Annotated in this window: 13 protein-coding genes; 8 read left to right on the top strand and 5 right to left on the bottom strand. The window is 60.3% G+C overall.

Annotation, left to right across the window (positions count from 1 at the left end; all coding sequences use genetic code 11):
- The first annotated feature begins 349 nt into the window (after window positions 1–349).
- Window positions 350–1,573 (top strand): efflux RND transporter periplasmic adaptor subunit, encoded by a 1,224-nt coding sequence (locus AC0L3X_RS27835; RefSeq protein WP_473317023.1) that lies wholly within the window; start codon window positions 350–352, stop codon window positions 1,571–1,573.
- Window positions 1,570–4,749, top strand: coding sequence for an efflux RND transporter permease subunit (locus tag AC0L3X_RS27830; protein ID WP_063981753.1), 3,180 nt, complete (start codon window positions 1,570–1,572; stop codon window positions 4,747–4,749). Before AC0L3X_RS27835 ends, AC0L3X_RS27830 begins: the two co-directional genes overlap by 4 nt.
- Window positions 4,750–4,853: 104 nt before the next feature.
- On the opposite strand, the gene AC0L3X_RS27825 is transcribed toward AC0L3X_RS27830, so the two are convergent.
- Window positions 4,854–5,039, bottom strand: coding sequence for a hypothetical protein (locus AC0L3X_RS27825; RefSeq protein ID WP_063981754.1), 186 nt, complete (start codon window positions 5,037–5,039; stop codon window positions 4,854–4,856).
- Window positions 5,040–5,575: 536 nt separating this feature from the next.
- On the opposite strand from AC0L3X_RS27825, the gene AC0L3X_RS27820 reads away from it, so the two are divergent.
- Window positions 5,576–11,461: an ATP-binding sensor histidine kinase gene (locus AC0L3X_RS27820; RefSeq protein WP_063981755.1), complete on the top strand. Its 5,886-nt coding sequence runs from the start codon at window positions 5,576–5,578 to the stop codon at window positions 11,459–11,461.
- Here the strand turns inward: AC0L3X_RS27820 and AC0L3X_RS27815 are convergent.
- Window positions 11,456–11,848 carry a response regulator transcription factor gene (locus tag AC0L3X_RS27815; protein WP_063981756.1) on the bottom strand — a complete coding sequence of 131 codons (393 nt, stop codon included), beginning with the start codon at window positions 11,846–11,848 and terminating at the stop codon, window positions 11,456–11,458. The genes AC0L3X_RS27820 and AC0L3X_RS27815 overlap by 6 nt on opposite strands.
- 222 nt (window positions 11,849–12,070) lie before the next feature.
- Between AC0L3X_RS27815 and AC0L3X_RS27810 the strand changes: the two genes are divergently transcribed.
- The 5 genes from AC0L3X_RS27810 (at window position 12,071) to AC0L3X_RS27790 (ending at window position 17,831) form a co-directional block, all read left to right on the top strand.
- Window positions 12,071–12,706 (top strand): response regulator transcription factor, encoded by a 636-nt coding sequence (locus AC0L3X_RS27810; RefSeq protein WP_063981757.1) that lies wholly within the window; start codon window positions 12,071–12,073, stop codon window positions 12,704–12,706.
- 363 nt (window positions 12,707–13,069) lie between these two features.
- On the top strand, window positions 13,070–13,960 hold the full coding sequence (locus AC0L3X_RS27805; RefSeq protein WP_063981758.1) for a LysR family transcriptional regulator: 891 nt from the start codon (window positions 13,070–13,072) through the stop codon (window positions 13,958–13,960).
- A gap of 389 nt (window positions 13,961–14,349) precedes the next feature.
- Window positions 14,350–14,751 carry an SPW repeat domain-containing protein gene (locus tag AC0L3X_RS27800; RefSeq protein WP_063981759.1) on the top strand — a complete coding sequence of 134 codons (402 nt, stop codon included), beginning with the start codon at window positions 14,350–14,352 and terminating at the stop codon, window positions 14,749–14,751.
- A 246-nt stretch (window positions 14,752–14,997) separates the two neighbouring features.
- Window positions 14,998–16,593, top strand: coding sequence for a GMC family oxidoreductase (locus AC0L3X_RS27795; RefSeq protein WP_441256233.1), 1,596 nt, complete (start codon window positions 14,998–15,000; stop codon window positions 16,591–16,593).
- A gap of 194 nt (window positions 16,594–16,787) precedes the next feature.
- Entirely contained in the window at window positions 16,788–17,831 is a 1,044-nt protein-coding gene (locus AC0L3X_RS27790) for an adenylate/guanylate cyclase domain-containing protein (protein WP_441279952.1), read from the top strand.
- A gap of 50 nt (window positions 17,832–17,881) precedes the next feature.
- On the opposite strand, the gene AC0L3X_RS27785 is transcribed toward AC0L3X_RS27790, so the two are convergent.
- The 3 genes from AC0L3X_RS27785 to AC0L3X_RS27775 all read right to left on the bottom strand — a co-directional run bounded on the left by AC0L3X_RS27785 (window position 17,882) and on the right by AC0L3X_RS27775 (window position 21,808).
- The gene (locus tag AC0L3X_RS27785; protein ID WP_063981762.1) at window positions 17,882–18,898 is read right to left on the bottom strand and encodes a helix-turn-helix transcriptional regulator; all 1,017 of its coding nucleotides are present in this window, start codon (window positions 18,896–18,898) and stop codon (window positions 17,882–17,884) included.
- Between the two features lie 236 nt (window positions 18,899–19,134).
- A complete protein-coding gene (locus AC0L3X_RS27780; protein ID WP_063981763.1) occupies window positions 19,135–21,348 on the bottom strand; it encodes a xanthine dehydrogenase family protein molybdopterin-binding subunit in 2,214 nt (737 codons plus the stop codon).
- A gap of 4 nt (window positions 21,349–21,352) precedes the next feature.
- On the bottom strand, window positions 21,353–21,808 hold the full coding sequence (locus tag AC0L3X_RS27775; protein WP_063981764.1) for a (2Fe-2S)-binding protein: 456 nt from the start codon (window positions 21,806–21,808) through the stop codon (window positions 21,353–21,355).
- Between the last annotated feature and the right edge of the window lie 127 nt (window positions 21,809–21,935).

Here is a 21,935-nt window from a genome sequence, read left to right as displayed (position 1 = left end):
GTTTGATCTTACCGGCTCTGACCGAGCGCGACTGTGAATTTCCCGCAGAATAAGACGTCGCGGTTTCGAGTGCCACGCGGCCTGCGGCATTCCTCGCGACGGCATCGCGCTCGCGCGGCGAGCAGCAATAACGACCGTTTATCGAGTCCATGGCGAGAGGTGATTTCCGTCGCCGGCATTGCAAGGCCATTCTCCAAAGCATCGTCGAGCCTGAACCTGCGGCTCTGCGATCAAAGCGCGGATCACGATGAAAGCTCGAGAGCGCAGTGGGTCGATATGCGAAGCAACGACGTAATCTAGATCATCGCGCTGGGTTTTTGGAGAGACGGAAGTGAGTATGACTGATAGAATGGTGCAACCGGCTCCGGCACCTCAGCTCGATCGCGGTTCGTTTTATCGCTTTCCACGATGCTTCGTCGCACCGATCGGTCTGCTGTTCGCGCTGGCGCTCGCGGGCTGCGACAAGAAGGCACAATCGCAGGAGGCTGCGCCTGCACCGCCGCTGGTTACAGTCGCGCAACCAGTCAAGCGCACGGTCACTGACTGGGACGAGTTCACCGGCCGCTTTCAGGCGATACAGGAGGTTCAGGTCCGTGCCCGCGTCGGTGGTTTCGTCAACAGCGTCGAGTTCACAGACGGTGCGATCGTTCATGCCAGCGATCTGCTCTACATCATTGATCCGCGCCCGTTCGAGGCGGTCGCCTCACAAGCGCAGGGCCAACTCGACGACGCGCGGGCCAAGGCAGAGCTTGCCAAGCGTGAACTCGACCGTGGGCTGAACCTGGTCCAGACGAGCGCAGTTTCGGTGCAGGTCGTCGATCAGCGCCGTCAGGCCTTGCAGGCGGCTTATGCGGCCGAGACGCAGGCCGAGGGTGCGCTGAAGGCCGCGCAGCTCAATGTCGAATTCACCCACGTGCTGGCGCCGATCACCGGCCGCGTCAGTCGCCATCTGGTGACCCCCGGCAACCTCGTGCAGGGCGCCGATAGCGGCGCGACGTTGCTCACCTCGATCGTGTCGCTCGATCCGATTTACATCTATTTCGACGTCGACGAGGCGACCTATCAGCGCAACAGCAGGCTGTGGTTCGAAGGCAAGCGGCCAAGTTCGCGCGATACGTCAAATCCCGTGCAGGTGACGCTGACCGGCGAGACAAAGCCCTCGCATGTGGGGAAGATGGACTTCCTCGACAATCGACTGGACATCTCGACTGCGACGCTGCGCAGCCGCGCGATTGTCCCGAACAAGGATCTCTCGATCCTCCCGGGGCAGTTTGGCCGCGTCAGGATCATCGGCTCGTCGCCCTACGAGGCGCTGCTGATTCCGGACGCCGCTATAGCCACCGACCAGTCGCGCAAGATCGTGTTCGTGGTCAAGGCGGACAACACGGTAGATGTAAGGCCGGTGATACTCGGGCCGCTCGATGGGGGGCTGCGCGTGATTCGCGAGGGCCTCATGCCGGGGGATCAGGTCATCGTCGACGGGCTGCAGCGTGCCCGCGTCGGCGCCAAGGTGACACCGAAAATGGCGCAGGCGCCGGCAGACGACAAGACCCCGGCAGGTGCGAAGCCATGAATCTTGGAAAGCTTTCCATCAACCAGCCCATCTTGGCGATGGTACTGTCGATCGTGCTTGTGATCGTCGGCACGATCGCCTACCAGACGCTGCCGGTCTCGGAATATCCGCAGGCGGTGCCGCCGACCGTCACCGTCACCACGCAATATCCCGGCGCCTCAGCGCAGACCGTATCCGACACGGTGGCAGCCCCGATCGAGCAGGAGATCAACGGCGTCGAGGACATGCTGTATCTCTACAGCCAGGCGACCTCGAACGGCCAGCTCACCATCACCGTCACCTTCAAGCTCGGTACCGACCTCGACAAGGCGCAGGTACTTGTGCAGAACCGCGTCGCGATTGCGCAGCCGCGGCTGCCGGACGAGGTGCAGCGCAACGGCGTCGTAACCCGCAAGAACTCGCCCGACATCCTGATGGCCGTATTCGTGCTGTCGCCCGACGACTCGTTCGATCAACTCTACATCTCCAACTACACGCTGCTGCAGGTGCGCGATCAGCTTTTGCGGCTCGACGGCGTCGGTGACATCCAGATGTTCGGCGCGCGCGACTACTCGATGCGAGTGTGGCTCGATCCCGACCGGATCGCTGATGTCGGCCTGACATCGGGCGAGGTGCTGGCGGCGATCCGCGCCCAGAACCTGCAGATCACCGGCGGACAGATCGCTGAGCCGCCGATCGCCGATCGCGCGCTCCAACCGAACCTCGTCTTCACTGGCCGCCTCAAAGATATCGGGCAGTTTGAGGACATCGTGGTGAAGGCCGGTTCCGACGGCCGCACCGTACGTCTGCGCGACGTCGCGCGCGTCGAGCTCGGTGCGCTCTCCTACGCCACCAGCAGCCGCATACTGCGCAAGTCGGCCGTCGCAATGGTGGTGACGCAACGGCCCGGATCGAACGCGCTCGCCACGGCGAAGGCAATCTCCACCACCATGGCGAAGCTGAAGGAGAGTTTTCCGAAGGGGCTCGACTACAATATCGGCTACAACCCCACCGAATTCATCGCCCAATCGGTCCATGAGCTGATTAAGACGGTCTACGAGGCGATGGCGCTCGTCGTCATTGTGGTGCTGGTGTTCTTGCAGGGATGGCGGCCTGCGATCATCCCGATCATCGCGATCCCGGTGTCGCTGGTCGGCACCTTCGCGGTGATGGCCGCGCTTGGATTCTCGATCAATAATTTGACGCTCTTCGGTCTGGTTCTCGCGGTCGGCATCGTGGTCGACGACGCCATCGTGGTTGTCGAGAATGTCGAGAGACATCTCCAGCACGGTATGAGCCGGCGCGAGGCGGCGCTCAAGACCATGGAGGAAGTCGGCGGCGCGCTGGTCTCGATCGCACTCGTGCTCTGCGCGGTGTTCGTGCCAACAGCTTTCCTGGGCGGCATCTCCGGGCAGTTCTTCCAGCAATTCGCCGTCACCATCGCAGTCGCGACCGCGATCTCCTGCTTCTGCTCGCTGACACTGTCGCCGGCACTGGCCTCCCAGATTCTTACGCCACACGAGGAGAAACGTCCGCCGGCGCGCTGGAACGTCATTGCGCGCGGCTGGGACGGCTTCACCGCGCTGTTCAACCGCATCTTCGATCGACTAGCGCGCGGCTACGCGGCCACTGCCGACTTCGTGATCCGGCATACGGTGGTGATGCTTGTGATCTATCTCGGGCTGATCGGCAGCGCCGGCTGGCTACTCGCCACCACCTCGCAGGGCTTCATTCCCGCGCAGGATCGGGGTTACCTCATCATCTCGGCGCAATTGCCAGGCGCCGCGTCGCTGGCGCGGACCGCTGCGGTGGTGCGCGAAATCGAGCGGATCGCGCTGGATACGCCAGGTATCGTCCGTGTCGGGGCGTTCAGCGGGTTCTCCGGCGCGACGCGCACGCAGGCCGGCAATGCCGCAGCGCTGTTCCCGGTGTTCGACGAGCCGGAGGCGCGGCAGAAGAAGGGATTGACGGCCAACGCGATCACGGCCGATCTACGCAAGCGGCTGTCGGCGATCCAGGGCGCTTTCATCATCGTCATTCCACCGCCCGCGGTGCCAGGCATCGGCACCGGTGGCGGCTTCGCCATCCGCATCCAGGATCGACAAGGGCGCGGTCCCGAGCTGCTCGCAGCGGCGACGGACGAGCTCGTCGCCGCCGCGCGTAAGTCGCCAAATCTGACCTCGGTGTTCTCGCCTTTCACGGCGAATACGCCGCAGCTGTTTGTCGATATCGATCGTGTCAAGGCGCAGAAGCTCGCGGTCCCCATCGCCAACATCACCGACACGATCGAGACCTACTTCGGTTCGACCTATGTCAACGACTTTAATTTGTTCGGGCGTACCTATCACGTCACCGCGCAGGCCGATCTCCCATTCCGCAAGGAGACTTCCGATCTCGCGCGGCTGCGTACCCGGAACGCGGCCGGCGACATGGTGATGCTCGGCAGCGTCGTTGACTTCAAGGACATCTCGGGACCCGATCGTGTGGCGCGATACAATCTCTACTCGGCATCCGAGATGCAAGGTGAGCCGGCCACGGGCGTAAGCTCGGCCACAGCGCTCAGCACCATCAAGCGATTGGCCGACGAAACGTTGCCGAGCGGCTTTTCTCTCGAATGGACCGACCTGTCCTATCAACAGGTGATGGGTGGCAATGCCGGCCTCTATGTGTTCCCGATCTGTGTGCTGTTCGTCTATTTGGTGCTGGCAGCGCAATATGGCAGCTGGACGTTGCCATTCGCGGTGATCCTGATCGTGCCGATGTGCCTGTTCGCGGCCACCATCGGGGTGCGCATCATGGGTCAGGACGTCAACATCCTAACCCAGATCGGCTTCGTGGTGCTGGTCGGACTTGCGGCCAAAAACGCGATCCTGATCGTCGAGTTCGCGCGCGATATCGAGCTTGAGGGCAGGTCGCGGCTGGAGGCTGTCATTGAGGCCTGCCGGCTCCGCCTGCGGCCGATTCTGATGACCTCGTTTGCTTTCATCCTCGGCGTGCTGCCCCTGGTGGTTTCTACCGGTTCGGGCTCGGAGATGCGCCAGGCGGTCGGCGTCGCCGTGTTCTTCGGCATGCTCGGCGTCACGCTGTTCGGCCTGATCTTCACGCCGATTTTCTATGTCGTGGTGCGCAACCTCGCGGAAGGCACGAACGAGGGCAGGCCAATTCAGCCGAACGCGGCCGCGGCCGCGGCGGAATGAGCTGCGTTGGCCGCGGTGCGCTATGACGTTGGCAGCCCCAGCTTAGCAGCCGCTGGGCCGCTGCCGCGACGCCTATTCGACGGCTCACGCATTTCACGTGTAGTCTAGCGGCGGATCGAGCAATCCCTTGCACCGTCGAGCGAAGCCTTCTTGGCTCGCCGCTCGTGGTCGTCGGCAAGAGCCTTCAGCTGAGCCGCAATCACGTGGTCCGTCATGGCTTTGGCAGAGCGAAGCAAGGTCTTCGCTGTCCTCAAATATTCTTTGCCTCGCTGTGAGATATGAAGCGTCATGACGCCCTCGCGTGGTTTTCGGGCGACTGGTCGAAGCGTGTTGGAACCAGCCCATCCAATTGTGCTCACCCTGGCGGCGTGCCCTGAAGCGATCGACGCATCTCGGACCTCCTTGCCTGCGATCGTTCAACAGAACGCCGACTTCGGCCGGTATCGAGGATGGGGGCGATTGGTTGCAGATTGTGTTCAAGCCAGTTGAAAGGAAAGTTACCTCTCGCCATGGAGTTGATAGCCGATCGTTATCGGAACGGCTGGGGCGCGCCTGGGATTCTGCGGCGAGAGAGCGGCGCTCGTTCCACGGGGATTTCGATCGAGCGGAACTCTCGATCCATTGCTTTACCGGCGAATTTCGCGGCAATAAGGCCGGCTTCTGCGAGGGGGATCCCTATAGCCGTATCCGGTCGGACCGGGGATCGGCTGGCATTTCTCGGGCGACGGAGTACGATTTCTCCCGGCGGGGGAGAAACCGCGCGTGTGGCGCGCGAAGCGCTTGATTGGCCGACTTCGGGCCGAAGCCCGACGCCGGAGTCTGACAGATGGTGCGGCAGTCGCTGAACGTCGCATACTCGGATGGTAGTTCCCAGGTGTTGTGGGAGGATGGCGAGCGCGTGTTTAGCCGCGGCTGGCGAGTGGACGACAATGGCAACCGGCTCGCCGTCCTGCTCGTTGCTCCTGCCGCCGATCACCCGTCCCGGTCAAGACTCGATCGTCTCACGCACGAATACGAGCTGAAGGATGAACTCGACGGGGCATGGGCGGTGCGGCCGCTGGCCCTCATGCGCGACGCCGGTCGGACCGTGCTAGTGCTCGATGATCCAGGCGGCCAGCCGCTCGAACATTTGCTCGGTGAGCCCATGGAGGTAGCGCGCTTCCTGTGCCTGGCTATCGCCGTTACCTCAGCCTTGGGCAAGCTTCATCAGCGCGGGCTCATCCACAAAGACATCAAGCCAGCTAATATCGTGGTGGACTGCGCGGATGGACACGTGCGTCTCATCGGGTTTGGCATCGCATCGCGCCTGTCCCGCGAGCGGCAGGCGCCCGAGCCGCCCGAGACCATCGCCGGTACGCTCGCTTACATGGCACCCGAACAAACCGGGCGGATGAACCGCTCGATCGACGCCCGCAGCGACCTCTACGCCCTCGGCGTCACGCTGTACCAGATGCTCACGGGCGTGCTGCCCTTCACGGCGGCCGATCCGATGGAATGGGTGCACTGCCATATCGCAAGACGACCGGCGCCGCCCAGCGAGCGGTTAAAGAGCCTCCCAGGCTCCGTCTCTGCGATCATTATGAAGCTGCTCGCCAAGACTGCCGAGGAGCGTTACCAGACGGCTGCAGGCGCCGAGAGCGATTTACGGCGCTGCCTCGCCGAATGGGAAACCCGAGGCGATATCGACGAATTTCCGCCCGGGGAACATGACACTCCGGATCGGCTGCTGATCCCCGAGAAATTGTATGGTCGGACAGCCGAGATCGATACCCTGCTTGCCTCCTTCGACCGTATCGTTGCCGGCGGCAGGCCGGAGTTGGTCCTCGTTTCCGGATACTCCGGCATCGGCAAATCCGCGGTCGTTAACGAGCTTCATAAGCGGCTTGTTCCGCCCCGCGGTCTTTTTGCGTCGGGCAAGCTTGATCAGTACAAACGCGACATCCCCTACGTCACCCTTGCGCAGGCCTTTCAGAGCCTGATCCGCCCTCTCTTGAGCAAGACCGAAGCGGAGTTGCGGAAATGGCGGGAGGCGCTGCTCGAGGCGCTTGAGCCGAACGCTCGGCTCATTGTCGATCTCGTTCCGGAATTGAAACACATCATCGGCGAACAGCCACCGGTTCCCGAACTGCCGCCACAGGACGTGCAGGGTCGCTTTCAGCTGGTGTTCCGGCGATTCATCAGTGTATTCGGGCGACCGGAACATCCGCTCGCCCTGTTCCTTGATGATCTCCAATGGCTCGATGCAGCAACGCTCGATTTGCTTCAGGATCTGTTGACCCGGCCGGATGTACAGAACCTGTTGTTGATTGGCGCTTACCGCAACAACGAAGTCGATCCCGTCCATCCGCTGACACGCAAGCTTGAAGCGATCCGCCAAGCCGGAGCGATACTACACGACATCGTATTGGCGCCCTTATCCTGTGAAGATCTGGGACAATTAATCGCGGATTCCGTTCACAGCGAACCGGGGAAAATCGCGCCGCTAGCACAGCTGATTCACGAAAAGACAACCGGCAATCCGCTTTTCGCTATTCAGTTCATTTCTGCGCTCGCCGACGAAGCATTGCTCACTTTCGATTATGACGAGGCGCGATGGTGCTGGGACCTGAATCGCATTCACGCCAAAGGTTACACCGACAATGTGGTGGACCTTATGGTGGGGAAGCTGAACCGTCTGTCCGCGGAAACCCGGAACGCACTGCAAAAGCTCGCCTGCCTGGGCAACGATGCAGGGTCCGCCATGTTGCGGATCGCTTACCAGGACTCCGGGGAGGAGATGCACGGGCAGCTTTGGGAAGCGGTGCGAGCAGGGCTGATCTTTCGTTCAGAGGATTCCTACAAGTTTCTCCACGACCGTGTCCAGGAAGCGGCCTACTCCTTGATTCCGGAGGAATCGCGTGCCGAAGCCCATCTCCGAATAGGGATGCTGCTCGCAGCGCAGACCCCCCCAGAGAGGTTGGAGGAGACGATCTTCGAAATCGTCAATCAGCTCAACCGCGGCTCGCATCTCATCACGTCAACTGAGGAGCTTGAGCGGGTCGCTGAGTTGAATTTCATTGCAGGTAAACGCGCAAAGACCTCGACGGCATATGCCTCGGCGCTGAACTACCTAGTCTCCGGCGTAGCACTGCTGCCAGGGGACTCCTGGGAGCGCCAGCACGACCTGATCTTTGAGCTGGAGTTGCACCGGGCCGAATGTGAATTCCTCACTGGTGCACTGGCGGAAGCCGAGCAGCGCCTGGCGATGCTGTCGGCCCGTGCCGCAACGACGATCGAACGAGCCCGCGTGACGTGCCTGCAGGTGGATCTTTACACGACCCTGGATCAGGGCAGTCGCGCGATCGCAGTCGGTCTCGACTATCTCCGCCACCTGGGTGTTGACTGGTCGGCGCACCCGTCGGAAGACGAGGCAAGGTGCGAGTATGACCGGATCTGGTCCCAACTCGGCTCCCGCGCGATAGAAACCCTGATTGATCTGCCTTTGATGAGCGATCCCGTATCGCTCGCGACCCTTGATGTGCTGACGAAGCTCGGGCCGCCGGCCCACTATACAGATGCGAAACTACGTTCGATGGTCATTTGTCGAGCAGTCAATCTCAGCCTCGAGGGCGGCAATTGTGACGGGTCGTGCTACGCCTATGCAGTGCTTGCCAGGCTTGCTGGACCGGAATTCGGCGACTACCAGGCGGGACTTCGATTCGGCCGTCTCGGCTATGAACTGGTCGAACAGCGCGGGCTAAAGCGCTTCCAAGCCAGGACCTATTTGAACTTTGGATACTTACTTATGTTCTGGACGAGACATGTCCGGGAAGGTCGTGATCTGCTGCGACGTGCGTTTGAGACAGCAAACCAGATAGGTGACCTCACTTTTGCGGCGTACTACTACACCCACCTGAACACGTATCTTCTCGCGGCGGGCGATCCGCTCGATATCGTGCAGGTCGAGGTCGAGCATGGTCTTGCGTTCGCGCGGAACATGCGGTTCGGCTTTGCGATTGACTCCATTGCCGGCCAGCTAGGGCTGATCCGGACACTCCGCGGCTTGACGCCGATTTTCGGTTGCTTTGACGATGGGCAGTTCAACGAACTCCTACTGGAGTCTCGTTTCCGCAAGAACCCGGATCTGGCGTTGGCCGAGGGCTCGTATTGGACCCGCAAGCTGCAGGCACGTTTCTTTGCCGGCGACTATGTGGGTGCCCTCGAGGCCTCATTGAGGGCGCAACAGCTGCAGCCGACATCGGCGTCTTTTTTCGAATGTGCGGAATATCACTTCTACAGTGCGCTCTCCAGAGCGACATCCTGCGAGTCCGCGGCGGCCGGCCAACGGCAGGAGCATGTCGAGGCACTGGCTGCGCACCACCGACAGCTCGAGGTCTGGGCGATGGCTTGCCCGGACAACTTCGAGAACCGCGCCGCACTCGTCGGGGCGGAGATCGCCCGGATCGAAGGCCGCGCGCTCGATGCCGAACATCTTTACGAGCACGCTATCCGCTCGGCACACACGCATGGCTTGGTCCACAACGAGGCGCTCGCCAACGAAGTCGCCGCACGCTTTTATGCCGCACGCGGGTTCGAGAAGATCGCACATGCCTATCTGCAGGACGCGCGGTACGGATACATCCGCTGGGGAGCCGACGGCAAGGTGCGCCAACTCGACGAGTTGTATCCGCACCTCAGGAAGGAAAAGCCAGTTGCAGGCCCCACAAGCACGATCGGGGCACCCGTCGAACAACTGGATCTATCTACGGTTATCAAAGTCTCGCAAACCGTGTCGGGCGAGATCGTCCTGGAAAAGCTGATCGACACGCTGATGCGCACGGCGATTGAGTACGCGGGTGCCGGGCGAGGTCTGTTGATCCTTGCGGTCGGCGATGGGTACCGGATTGAGGCGGAAGTCACGATCAGCAATGATATGGTGACCGTCGGTCAGCGACAAGCAGGTGTAACCGCTGCAAATCTACCGGAGTCCATTCTACACTACGTGATCCGGACAAAAGAGAGCGTTCTTATCCACGATGCCGCCGCCGCGAACCCGTTTTCCGCCGATGAGTACATCCATAAGCATCACGCCCATTCAATTCTCTGCCTGCCGTTGCTCAAACAAGGCAGACTGGCCGGCGTACTCTACCTAGAAAACAACTTGGCGGCCCACGTTTTCACACCCGACCGCGTCACAGTCTTGAAGGTGCTTGCGTCGCAGGCGGCCATCTCGCTCGAAAATTCGCGGCTTTATGACGACCTCGCGGATCGGGAAGGGAAGATCAGGCGTTTGGTCGACGCCAACATCATTGGGATCCTCATTGCCGATCGCGAAGGACGGATCCTCGAAGCGAATGACGCGTTTCTACGCATCGTAGGATATGACCGTGCGGACTTGGTTTCGGGCCGCGTGCGCTGGACCGAGCTGTCCCCGCCCGAATGGCGCGAGCGGGACATACTGACTCAGGCAGAACTGAACTCAGCCGGAATAGTTCGACCCTTCGAGAAGGAGTATGTTCGGAAGGACGGCAGCCGCGTTCCCGTGCTTATTGGCGCTGCTCTGTTCAAGGAAGGAGGCGACGAGGGCCTTGCATTCGTGCTCGATTTGACGGAGCGAAAGCGCGTCGAGGAAGCGCTTAGCCAGGCACAAAGACTCAGCCGCACCGGCTATTGGATCTACAACGCCACAACGATGCGTTACCTCTATTGGTCGGACGAGAGTTACAGGATCTGGGGGTTTGATCCGTCGCAGGGCCTTCCTAGTCGGCAAGGTATTTGGGAACGTATTCACCCAGAGGACCGCGACAGAGTGTGGGGCGCGGTTCAGGAGGCCGTGCAACAAAAGAGAGACTTCGTGGCCGAGTTCAGACTTCTCCTACCCGATGGAACAATCAAATGGGTCGAAGGAACCAGCTATCATGTGTTTTCGCCCAGGGGCGCGCTGGCTGAGGTTATCACCACAACCGTCGATGTGACGGAGCGAAGGCGGGCGCAGGACGAACGTGAAAAGCTGCGTCAGTTCGAACTGGATTTCGCCCACATGAACCGCGTGAACATGATGGGAGAATTGGCGGCCTCGCTGTCTCACGAAATTCTGCATCCGATCGCTACCGCTCGTAACAACGCCCGCGCAGGGATGCGCTTTCTGGAGATGAAACCGCCAAATCTGGATGAGACCAGGGAAGCGCTTGCTTGCGTCGTGAGGGACACTGACCGCGCCAAGGATATCGTCGGACGGATGCGTGATCACATCAAGAAAGCGCCTCTGCGAAAGGAGCGTTTTGATCTCAATTCGGCTATCAACGAAGTGATTGTACTGGCGCAAAGCGCAATTCACAGGAACAGCGTTTCGGTCCAAACCCGGCTCGCGGATGGACTGCTTCTGGTTATGGGGGATTGCGTTCAGCTGCAACAGGTATTGCTGAACTTGATCCTGAACGCGGCCGAAGCGATGGGCTTGGTTGAGGAAGGGGCGAGAGAGCTATTGATCAGCACCAGGGAGGATCAGACCGGCGCCCTCGTAGCCGTACGGGATTCGGGGCGGGGCATTGATCCGGGGCATTTCGATCGAGTCTTCGACGCCTTTTACACCACGAAGTCCGGTGGAACAGGGATGGGGTTGTCGATATGCCGTTCCATCATCCAAGCACATGGAGGCAAGTTGTGGGCGGAAGCGAACGAACCTCGCGGCGCTGTATTTCAGTTTACGCTGCCGGCGGACAACGACTCATGAATTATCTTCAATCGGCGTACCCGACCGCAGAGCCGAGCGCACGCATCGCTCGAGAATGTCATCGTCCACTGGCTTGCTGAGATAGCAAATAACCCCGTCCTTCAGAGCCTGATCCCTGACAACCTCATCGGGGTAGGCGGTAACGAGGATCGTTGGGATTGCATACCCTGTATCGACCAAACGCCTGTGCAGCTCGACTCCGGTCATTCCGGGCATGTTAACGTCAGTGACCAAGCAGGCGGTTTCAGGCAGAGCCCGCGATGCCAGGAAATCGGCCGCCGACGAAAACGCTTCGACAGTATAGCCCAGCAGCATTATTAGCTTTCGCATTGACTCACGATGGGGCTGATCGTCGTCGACGACGGATATCAGTGTACGATGCAACATAGCGGCTTCCAGGCACTTCCGCCGGCCGGCGAGGCAGCGCCTCGCGCTGCATGCAACGTAGTGTCTCGGACATCCCTCAATAACGCAATGTCGGCGTTCCTAAGCGATGGTTTAGGCGTCCGGCTATCCGCTCAGGCAAAATATTCTGTTCATCTCGATAGATTGTGCGTAGGGTGTGCCGGACTAGGCAAGAATGCGCTTCCCCAACGCAGGATACCGGGAATGGGTGAGGCAAATCCCAGTGTCTTGGTTATCGATGATGATCCCGAATTTCGCGATTCGGTCGCGCGACTGTTGCGGACAGTCGGCTTGGATGCCCGACAATTTTCGTCTGTTCCCGATTTTCTCGAGGCCGATCCGCCGGATGGTCCTACTTGCCTGGTGCTCGACGTAAGAATGCCGGGGCGAAGCGGTCTCGATCTTCAGAGCGAACTTGTCGCCGCAAACAGGCAAGTGCCTATCATCTTTATCACAGCCTACGCCGACGTGCCGATGACTGTGCAAGCAATGAAGAGCGGTGCGATAGAGTTCCTTACAAAGCCATTCCGAGATCAGGATCTGCTTGACGCCATCGATGCCGGACTCACTCGCGATCGTGCCCGACGTGAGAGTGACAGGGTGGTGGCTGCAATAAGGCGGCGCCTCGACACGCTCAGCCCCCGCGAGACTGAGGTCATGCTCCATGTCGTGGCTGGTCGCCTGAACAAGCAGATTGCCAACGATATCGGCATCGCCGAGTCCACGGTGAAAGTGCATCGCACTAACCTGATGCGGAAGATGAAAGCGCGTTCGGTCCCGGAACTCACCCGGATGGCGGACTGCCTCAATATAAAACTACTGCAGCTGCAGAACTTCTGAGCCTGAAAGGCGTGCCATCAGCACTTCCGTGCGAGGGTGCCGTCTACTCGCAAATCGCGTCCACCTCATTTCGCCGCGCCGCTGATCCTCTCCTTTAGGGGCCGATCCGGCCAACGGATTCGGGGCGCGAGGTTTACGTTCTCACTTCTAAGCGATCGCTTAGCACAAGCAGCGACAAGCGAACCTCATCACACCTCCGCGTAGTCGACCGAGGCGCCCCTATCCGTCAAAATGCGGCCGTTGACGGTCACCGAGTTCGCCTTCCCCCTCTTGGTGAACGACCACGAGCGCCCGAATCCGGGCAGGGCGACGCAAGGCCTGTCGGTAGAGACAGCCGCACCTTGACGGAGAACATAGCAGCCCATGGAGCTTCATCAGGTTCGCTACTTCCTCGCCGTCGCGTCCACGCTCAACTTCACCCGCGCGGCCGAGCAGTGCAACGTTACGCAGCCCGCTCTGACCAAGGCGGTGCAGAAACTCGAGCAGGAGCTCGGCGGCCAATTGATCTACCGCGAACGCCAGTTGACGCAGCTCACCGACCTTGGAAAAGAGGTCCTTCCGATGCTGGAGCGCACACTGGCCTCGGCAGAGGCGGTGCGTCGCCGAGCCCAGGAGTTCCAACGCAAGGAAGTCGCGCCACTGAAGATCGGCCTCGCCCCATCCATCTCGGCCTCGCTCGTCCTCGATCCGATCGCCGAGATCGCAAAGTTCGTTCCCGGACTTCACGTAGAGTTGCGTGAGGATGTGACGGAGAAGCTCGTCGACCTCTTGCTCGAGGGGGAGATCAATGCCGCAATGGTCGGCGACGTGCAGGACGTGCCCGCCCGCATCGACGACTGGTCGCTGTTCGAGGAGCGCTACGTCGCGGTTCTCGCGCCGACACACCGGCTCGCAAACCGTCCCTCGATCGGCATCGACGACCTCCGTGAGACCATCTTGCTGGAACGCGCCGGATGCGACATCACTCCGAAGATCCAACGGTCGTATTTCCCCGAGGAACCGCTCCACCTCGGCCACTGCAGCGGTCATGACTTGCACTTGCAGCACATGGCCGCCGCTGGCTTCGGCGTGATACTCGCGCCCGAGCACATGCCGCACCTTCCGACGCTCAAGACCATCCCGCTCGAAGGCGACCTGGTTTCGCGGGAGGTGCGGCTACTGGCAGTGCAGGGGCGCTGCTACTCGCCGGCGCTGGATGCGTTCGTCAAGTTCGCTCGCCTTCGCGATTGGTCGGTCGTCACTCGGACGGCGTGAAATCGTCGAATGCGTCCAGCGCCCGGAAGAACATGCGGCGCATGCGTTCACTGCGGTTGGTTCAAAAGCCATCCAAATGCGCTACGCGAACAATGCTGCCTTCCCAAGCTGTCCCTGACCTCGACAGCCGGACACTGAGCCACCACCGTCGGACTCGCGGTCGACGCGCCACGGTTACCCGCTTCCGTGGCGCCCGACGACTGGAATGGAAACGATAACGACCGGGCATTTCCAATGGTTGACGTGCCGGCCTACGCCTATTGCTTGTCTAACCGGATTGGCCCGTGCCGGAGTGCTTGCTGGCACAGGATTGCGTAATCTCTCTCTTGGGTGGATGCACTTTCCGCGTCGCAAGGACCCGCTCAAATAATCGACCAGAGGAGTCTCCGATGTCGTTTCGCTTCATCACCAAGTCTATCCACGCCTACCTGATTGACTATCCTGTCGCGTTCGTCTTGATCGCCGCACCGTTCGTGCTGGGGCTCGGTCAAAGCGGACCGGTTGCAGTCGAGCTTTCGGTCGTCGCCGGTGTGGCCGCGCTGCTCTTGGCCTCCCTGACCGACCATCCCACCGGGATCGTCCACATCATTCCCTACTGGCTGCACCTTTGGGTCGATCGGGCCGTCGGGGTGGTCTTTGTCATCGCACCGTTTGCCTTCAAATTCACAGGGCTCGACGCCTGGTACTACTGGGTCCTCGCTGCGGCTGTCCTGTTCACGACGTCAGTCCTGAACGCGCCTGAGAAGCCAGTTGCGATTCGTCCGGAATTGGGCAGGCGCGCAGCCGGCTGAAAGCTGCGATGGCGTCGTCGAGACGTCGCCAATGTTCGTCTGCAGCCGTCCATAGGACCTCGGGGGAGCGACAATAACGATCGCCTATCGACTCTATGGCGATAGGTGATTTCCCCCGCCGGCGTTGCAGGATCACTCTCCAAAGGCATGGTCCGATCAATCTCGGGATCAGGAGCTGCGATAGCGCCACATCAGCGATGGACGCTGATTGAACGATCCAAATTCTGTGAAAGAAAAACGACACTGATGTCCCACGAAGCCTACGATATTGTCATTGTTGGTGCAGGCGCAGCCGGTTGCGTCGTTGCGAGTTATCTTGCCGAACACACCGATGCGTCGATCGCGTTAATCGAGGCGGGCGACATGGATCGCGATCCGTTCATCCACATCCCAGCGGGCTTCGCCAAACTTCTGGCCCACGACCGGCATGTCTGGAAATACGAGACGGTTCCCCAGCACGGGACGAAGCGAGCATATCGTTCAGGCAAGGTACTCGGCGGCGGCTCCTCGATCAATGCGATGTGCTACGTGCGTGGTCAGATTCGCGATTTCACCGCGTGGCAGGACGCGGTCGGCGACACCGGAAAATGGTCGTATGAAGACCTGCTTCCCGTCTTCATGGCGCAGGAGGACAACGACACCTTCCACGACGAGTATCACGGCATAGATGGTGGCCTGGCGGTCCAGTTGCCCAAGGGCATCAATAAGCTGAACCAATATTGCCTCAAGGCATTCCAGGAATATGGGATTCCCTATAATCCCGACTATAACGGCAAGAGTCAGATCGGCGTCTCGCCGGTGCAGTCGACGGTCGGAGACCAGCGCCGATGCAGCGCGGTCGACGCTTATCTGCGTCCGCACCTCACTTCGGGCCGCGTGGTCCTGCTCACCGGCAAGACCGTCGTTCGCGTCCTCGTCGAAAACAAGCGGGCTGTGGGCGTTGAGTTCATGGACACGAGCTTGAAGAGGATCATGGCGAACGAAGTTGTGCTGTCGGCTGGCGCCGTCCACAGCCCGACGATCCTCATGCACTCTGGTATCGGTCCAGCCGAGCAGCTGCGCCAGCACGGTATCGCGGTGATCGTCAACTCTCCGGAGGTGGGCGAAAATCTCCAGGATCACCCGATGGTACCGGTCCGTGTCTATGTAAAGGGTGATCTCGGCTATCAGGCTGCCGCGCAGGGCCTCGGCAGCGTGAAGGCGGGCCTGCGCTATCTCGTCACGAAGGACGGCCCGGCGTCGGGTAATGGCATCGAGACGGTGACACACTGGAATCCATCTGATTTCGCCGGCGAGCCTACGATCCAATGCTATCACGCTCCGATCGTCTTGAACGAGCAACTCGGCCCGGCGGGCGACCGCTCGGGCATCACTTTCGAACTCGTGGTGCTTCAGCCTAAGAGCCGCGGCTGGGTGCGGTTGGCCGACAGTGACCCGACGTCAATGCCCCTCATCAACCCGAATTTCGTTGGCGAAGAGGAAGACCTGAGGGCCGCGGTGGAATCAGTACGCGCGATCCGCAAGGTCATCGCCCAGGAGTCGTTGGCGCCGGTGATCGAGGAAGAGATGGATCCCGGCCTGCACATCCAGTCGGATGCGGAGATCCGCGAATGGGTGAAGCGCGTCGTGACGACAATGTGGCACCCGGTCGGCACCTGCCGGATGGGCCAGGATGCACGAGCGGTGGTTGACGCGAGGCTCAGGGTCCGCGGCGTCGACGGCCTGCGGGTAATCGATGCCTCGATCATGCCGAACATAACCAGCGGCAATACCAACGCTCCGACCCAGGCGCTTGCGCGCCACGCTGCGACGATGCTGGTCGAGGATCTGAAACGCACCTGAGGTGTTCTGGCGCGAGCAGGCGAGGCCGGCCTCCGGCCCACGCCGGCCGGGAAGCCGCGCGGGAGCTGACACCGGCCATGAGCGTCCAATGCGTATAGAAAGGTTCAGGTACCTGGCTCCTGCAGCCGTACTCGCGATCGGCATCTTTCTGGTCGATACCTTGTCATCACTGCAGTTCGCGGTCGCCTCGCTGTATGTTGTTGGTAGCTGCCCAGGATCTCGATCGCGGAGGCGCTGTCGTCGTCGGCTTAGTCTGCGCACTGCTTACCATCCTCAGCTATATTCTTACGCACGGCTTCGTCCCCAACGGGATCGCAGCGTTGCGATCCAGTGTTAGCCTGATCGCGCTCTTGGTCACGACAATGCTTGTGCTCCATAGACTTTCCGCCAACCAGCGCGTCAAGAAAGCAGAGCGCGAACGTATGAACCTGGCGCGCTTCTTCCCGCCAAGCATCGCTGAACAGCTCATCAAGGCGCGGACCCCTCTTTCGTTTACGCGTTGTCAACGTGCAGCAGTCCTGTTTGTCGACATCGTCGGGTTCACTGACTTCTCATCCAACAGGCCTCCGGATGTAGTCGTCCAGACGCTGCGACACCACTTGCGTATGTTCAGTGACGTGGTGTTCTCCCATCAGGGTTCGATCGACAAGTTCATGGGTGATGGGTTGATGGCCTTTTTCGGCCCGCCGTTGACCAGCCTGCGCGACGCCACCAACGCTGCGGAGTGTGCGATCGAGCTCATCAAATCCGTCGATTCTTGGAACCGACGCATTGAGGCAAGAGACCAGTCGCTCCGTATTGCCGTCGGTATCCATTACGGCGAAGTCATCTATGGAGACGTTGGCAATGAAAAGAAATTGGAATTCACCCTGATCGGTGACACCGTGAATGTCGCTAGTCGGGTTGAAGCCCATTGCCGGGTATTGGAGGCTTCGGTGCTCGTCACCGGCGAATTCATGGATGCATTGTCTGCGGAAGGGAGCGCGGAACTCGCCACTGCGTTTCGCGACGAAGGCGCACACATGTTGCGTGGCCGAAGAGATCCGGTCCGTCTTTTCAGTATTCGCAGGCTGTCGTGCGAGCAGGCCAACTGCGCTTGGCGGTCGCCTCGCCAGCGAAACTCATTGAATCACGGTCGGAATCGGCAAAACCAGGCCGACCTGTCCGGCCGCAGAGCCTTTAGATGTCGTGGGGGGACCGGTGGACCTTGCTTATCGTACAGAAAGCGCGATGCTTAGGGTGTCCATCGTAGAGCGCATAACGCCTACGAGCGGATCGCCCCCCGTTCTCAAATATCCTTCCGTACTTCGCCCTCCTTGGCGATCCGCCGATGGTCGCTCGGATCTCGATTGTACGCCTTTCGAAAAGCCCGCACAAAACTCGAACGGCTCTCGTACCCCGCATTAAGAGCCACTGCGTCGATCGACATCGTCGTTGTCGTCAAATCGATCGCGGCCTGGCGCATTCTTAAGTGTCGTAAGACAGCCATCGGGGATTGTCCAAAAATGTCCGAGAAGCGCGCCATGAACGCCGAACGACTCAATCCGGCACTGTGTGCCAAGCTTTGAACTGAATGGGCGGCTCCTGGCCGCGCCACCATATCTGCAAACGCACGAGTGACCTGCCTGTCGGCAAGTATCGAGAACCGTTCAGTCCACCGTCGGGATGACTTGAGCGACCGTCGTACCAACGAGACAACGATCTGCCTGAGCAGAGAAGCTGTCATGGCTCCAACGCCGACCTCTTGCTGTAACAACTCGTTCATTGCTTCGCGAAGCTTGAGATCAATCCTGTCCGCCGGCTCGAATTGCTCGATGACCGGTTCGCGGAGTTCTCCGAACAGCCTCACAGACTGACCAAAGGATGCGTTAAAAAAGCCGCATATCTGGACGATTTCTGGTTGCTCTTTCGGCACTGCGACGCGGAGGATGCCTTCTTGACGAGTCCAGCAGTCTCTCGAAATGAGCTTCGGAGGGCTACTTCCACCGTCAACCTCGATCATGAGCGGAGTGTTTGGCGGCACGATGATGAGTAAATGAGGGCTCAACGGTATCGTCGGCCCGCCATCAATTGATAGACGTCCCATGCCACTCAAGTTGTAGTGGATCCCGGGTACGTCAATCGTCCCAAATTCGACTCGATGGCCTCGCGGCACCAAAATCTCGGTCATGGCGATGACATCTATGTCGAGCGCCTGCATTAAATTGTTGAGGTCTGTTGTAGACAATTTGACAGTGGCGCCCGCGGGCGGTGAAACGTTCTGCCCGACGAGAGCCTGTTTTGGAATCGATTTCGAATTATGCATGACTGTGGTGGCTCCTGCTAACGGCTACCAGCACCGATATTGCTCCGAAATCTGTTCTCCGAGGATCGGCGGGGGCGTCGCCATGCCGTTCGTACCACTGAACCTCGCCTCTCGCCATTAGGCGAAATTTGGATTTGCGGAGAACGCGAATGTTCCAATAGCCATTATGCTCCGGGACTTTAGTTCCCGACCGTCATCCCGTGCGCGCTACGACGCGCGCGGGATATCGGGAAGGATTAAGACGACGACTTCAACGAATTCGTATCGATCGGCAGGCTGCGCACACGCTTGCCTGTTGCGGCGAAGATCGCATTGGTCACGGCAGCACTGACAATGGCCGTCGGGGCTTCACCAACGCCACCCGGAGCCTCCGCGTTCTTGATCAAGTGTGTCTCCACCACCGGTACCTCGTCGATACGCATCGGCAGATAGCTGTCAAAATTGCTCTGCTCGACCCGACCATCCTTGAAGGTGATTGACCCATGGAGCGCGGCGGTGAGGCCGAAAAGCGTGCCACCCTGAACCTGCGCTTCGATTGTATCTGGATTAACGTACATTCCGCAGTCGAGCGCACAGACGATCCGCTTGACTTTGACGGAGCCATCGGCCGCTACTTCGACCTCGGCGACCTGCGACGTGTAACTTCCGTATGCGAATTGCACTGAAATTCCGCGGCCATGCCGCGCGGGAAGGGGGGATGCCCACCCCGCTTTTTCTGCCGCAAGCGATAAAACAGCGAGTGCTCGCGGATTGTGGCCAAGCAATCCCTTGCGGTAAGTGACGGGATCCTGCTTCGCGGCGTGAGCGAGCTCATCTATGAAGCTTTCGACCACAAAAACATTGTGTGTCGGTCCGACGCCGCGCCACCAAGACGTCCGGACACCAGGGGGCTCGACCCGGACAAAGTCGACGTGGATATTGGGCAGCGCATAGGGCGGCTCGGCCGCCGCTTCGACGGCATCGGGGTCCAATCCGTCCTTGACGTAAGGGGGATAATAGCGAGCCATGACTGAGGAGCCGGCGATCCGATGCGTCCATGCAACCGGCTTGCCGGCCGCGTCAAGTCCGGCCGACAGCCTATCGAGATAGTACGGCCGATACATATCGTGCTGGATATCTTCCTCGCGGCTCCAGATCACCTTCACCGGGCCATCGACGTGCTTGGCGATCTTGACGGCCAGCACCGTGCCATCGGCCTCCAGCCTTCGGCCGAAGCCACCGCCAATAAGATGATTGTAAATTTTGATTGCGTCCTTTGGCAGGCCGGTGAGTGCGGCCACCAGAGACTGCGTGATCGTAGGCGCCTGCGTCCCGACCCAGATATCGCAGCGATCCTTCCGCAGGTGGACTGTGCAGTTCATCGGCTCCATCGCCGCATGGGCTAGGAAAGGCACCTGATAGATCGCGTCAACTCGTTGCGCCGCGACAGCAAGGGCCTCCTCTGCATCACCATCGTTACGGGCAACCGCCCCTGGTTTCTTGGACTCCTCCTCCAACTGCTTGACGATATCGGCGTTGCTGACCTTGCCGTTGGGCCCATCGTCCCACGTGATGGCGGCGGCCTCGAGCCCCTTCTTCGCCGCACCCATGTGATCCGCCACCACGGCAACGGCTTCATCGATGTTGACCACCTGCCGGACGCCCTTCACCGCCAGCGCGGCTTTCTCGTCCACCTTTTTCGCTTTGCCACCGAGCACGGGCGAAATAGCAACCGCTGCAACCTTCATACCCGGCAGTCGCGTATCGATGCCGTAGAGCGCGCGCCCATCGACCTTTATCGATGAATCCACGCGCCTGGCACGCGTACCGATCAAGGTGAAATCCTTCGGATCCTTCAATTTGACGTTTGCCGCCGGCGGCACGGGCAATTTCGCCGCGGCCGTCGCAAGTTCGCCGTAGCTTAGATGCTTTGCGCCTGACGCATCGAAGACGATGCCGTCCTTGGCGCGGCAAGTCGCCGGATCGACATTCCAGCGCTTTGCGGCTGCCCCGATCAGCAGACTGCGACCTACTGCGCCTGCCTGACGCAGCGGTGTCCAGAACGCTCGGACAGAGGCGGAACCACCTGTATTTTGAATGCCTATGATCGAGTTGACGTAAAGCGCGTGATTTGGCGGCGCATGCTGAACCTGAATTTGGTCAAGCGTCACCTCCAGTTCTTCAGCGAGAAGCATCGAGAGCGACGTGTAGACCCCCTGTCCCATCTCGACCATCGGCATGACCAGCGTCACGGCGCCCGTTGGATTGATCCGTATAAATCCATTCGGCGCGAAAGTACCCGTGACCTCGTTTTCGACCACCTGCACCTGCGAAGTGGACGCCGCGAAGACGGAGCTCGTGCTGGCGCCGGTCAGCGAAAAGCCGAGCAGCAAACCTGTGCCCTGAAGGAAGGCGCGCCGTGACACGCCTGTTTCTTCGGCGACCTGCTCCCTCAAAATTGGTCCATTCATGATCTCAAATTCCAGCAGCCAGCCTGATCGCGGCGCGGATGCGCTGATAGGTGCCGCATCGGCAGACATTCCCCGACATGGCGGCGTTGATGTCGCCATCCGTCGGCTTCGGCATGTCTTTCAGGAGCGCCGCCGCCGACATGATCTGGCCGGATTGGCAGTAACCGCACTGCACCACCTCGAGCTCCAACCATGCCTTCTGTACGGCTGCGCCCTGCGGCGTCTGGCCGATCGCCTCGATCGTGGTGACCGCGCTGTCCCCAATGCTGTCGATCGTTGTCTGACAGGAGCGGACCGGCTGGCCGTCGACATGCACAGTGCAGGCGCCGCACAGCGCCTGGCCGCAGCCGAACTTGGTTCCGGTCATGCCGAGCACATCGCGCAGCACCCACAGCAATGGAACGTCACCGTCGACATCGACTTCATGGGGTGTACCGTTGATTTTCAACGTGAATGCCATGCGTGCCTCCTGAGCGCGTTGGGAGTGAGGAGTGAGTGGACGAGCACCCACGCATTGGTCGTCCTCGACAGGATCAAGTCGCCCGATGCGGCCTATTCCGGCAGATGCGACGGATTGAGGTTGCGCG

The organism is Bradyrhizobium sp. MI1.7, from assembly GCF_055811795.1.
Note: the sequence above shows the minus strand (reverse complement) of the source record. Positions and strands in the feature narration are given on the sequence as shown.

What these genes read in the sequence shown, in the direction of transcription:
- AC0L3X_RS27835 (WP_473317023.1), top strand. Translation starts at nt 350, where the DNA reads ATGGTGCAACCGGCTCCGGCACCTCAGCTCGATCGCGGTTCGTTTTAT.
- AC0L3X_RS27830 (WP_063981753.1), top strand. Translation starts at nt 1,570, where the DNA reads ATGAATCTTGGAAAGCTTTCCATCAACCAGCCCATCTTGGCGATGGTA.
- AC0L3X_RS27825 (WP_063981754.1), bottom strand. Translation starts at nt 5,039, where the DNA reads ATGACGCTTCATATCTCACAGCGAGGCAAAGAATATTTGAGGACAGCG.
- AC0L3X_RS27820 (WP_063981755.1), top strand. Translation starts at nt 5,576, where the DNA reads ATGGTGCGGCAGTCGCTGAACGTCGCATACTCGGATGGTAGTTCCCAG.
- AC0L3X_RS27815 (WP_063981756.1), bottom strand. Translation starts at nt 11,848, where the DNA reads ATGTTGCATCGTACACTGATATCCGTCGTCGACGACGATCAGCCCCAT.
- AC0L3X_RS27810 (WP_063981757.1), top strand. Translation starts at nt 12,071, where the DNA reads ATGGGTGAGGCAAATCCCAGTGTCTTGGTTATCGATGATGATCCCGAA.
- AC0L3X_RS27805 (WP_063981758.1), top strand. Translation starts at nt 13,070, where the DNA reads ATGGAGCTTCATCAGGTTCGCTACTTCCTCGCCGTCGCGTCCACGCTC.
- AC0L3X_RS27800 (WP_063981759.1), top strand. Translation starts at nt 14,350, where the DNA reads ATGTCGTTTCGCTTCATCACCAAGTCTATCCACGCCTACCTGATTGAC.
- AC0L3X_RS27795 (WP_441256233.1), top strand. Translation starts at nt 14,998, where the DNA reads ATGTCCCACGAAGCCTACGATATTGTCATTGTTGGTGCAGGCGCAGCC.
- AC0L3X_RS27790 (WP_441279952.1), top strand. Translation starts at nt 16,788, where the DNA reads ATGTTGTTGGTAGCTGCCCAGGATCTCGATCGCGGAGGCGCTGTCGTC.
- AC0L3X_RS27785 (WP_063981762.1), bottom strand. Translation starts at nt 18,898, where the DNA reads ATGCATAATTCGAAATCGATTCCAAAACAGGCTCTCGTCGGGCAGAAC.
- AC0L3X_RS27780 (WP_063981763.1), bottom strand. Translation starts at nt 21,348, where the DNA reads ATGAATGGACCAATTTTGAGGGAGCAGGTCGCCGAAGAAACAGGCGTG.
- AC0L3X_RS27775 (WP_063981764.1), bottom strand. Translation starts at nt 21,808, where the DNA reads ATGGCATTCACGTTGAAAATCAACGGTACACCCCATGAAGTCGATGTC.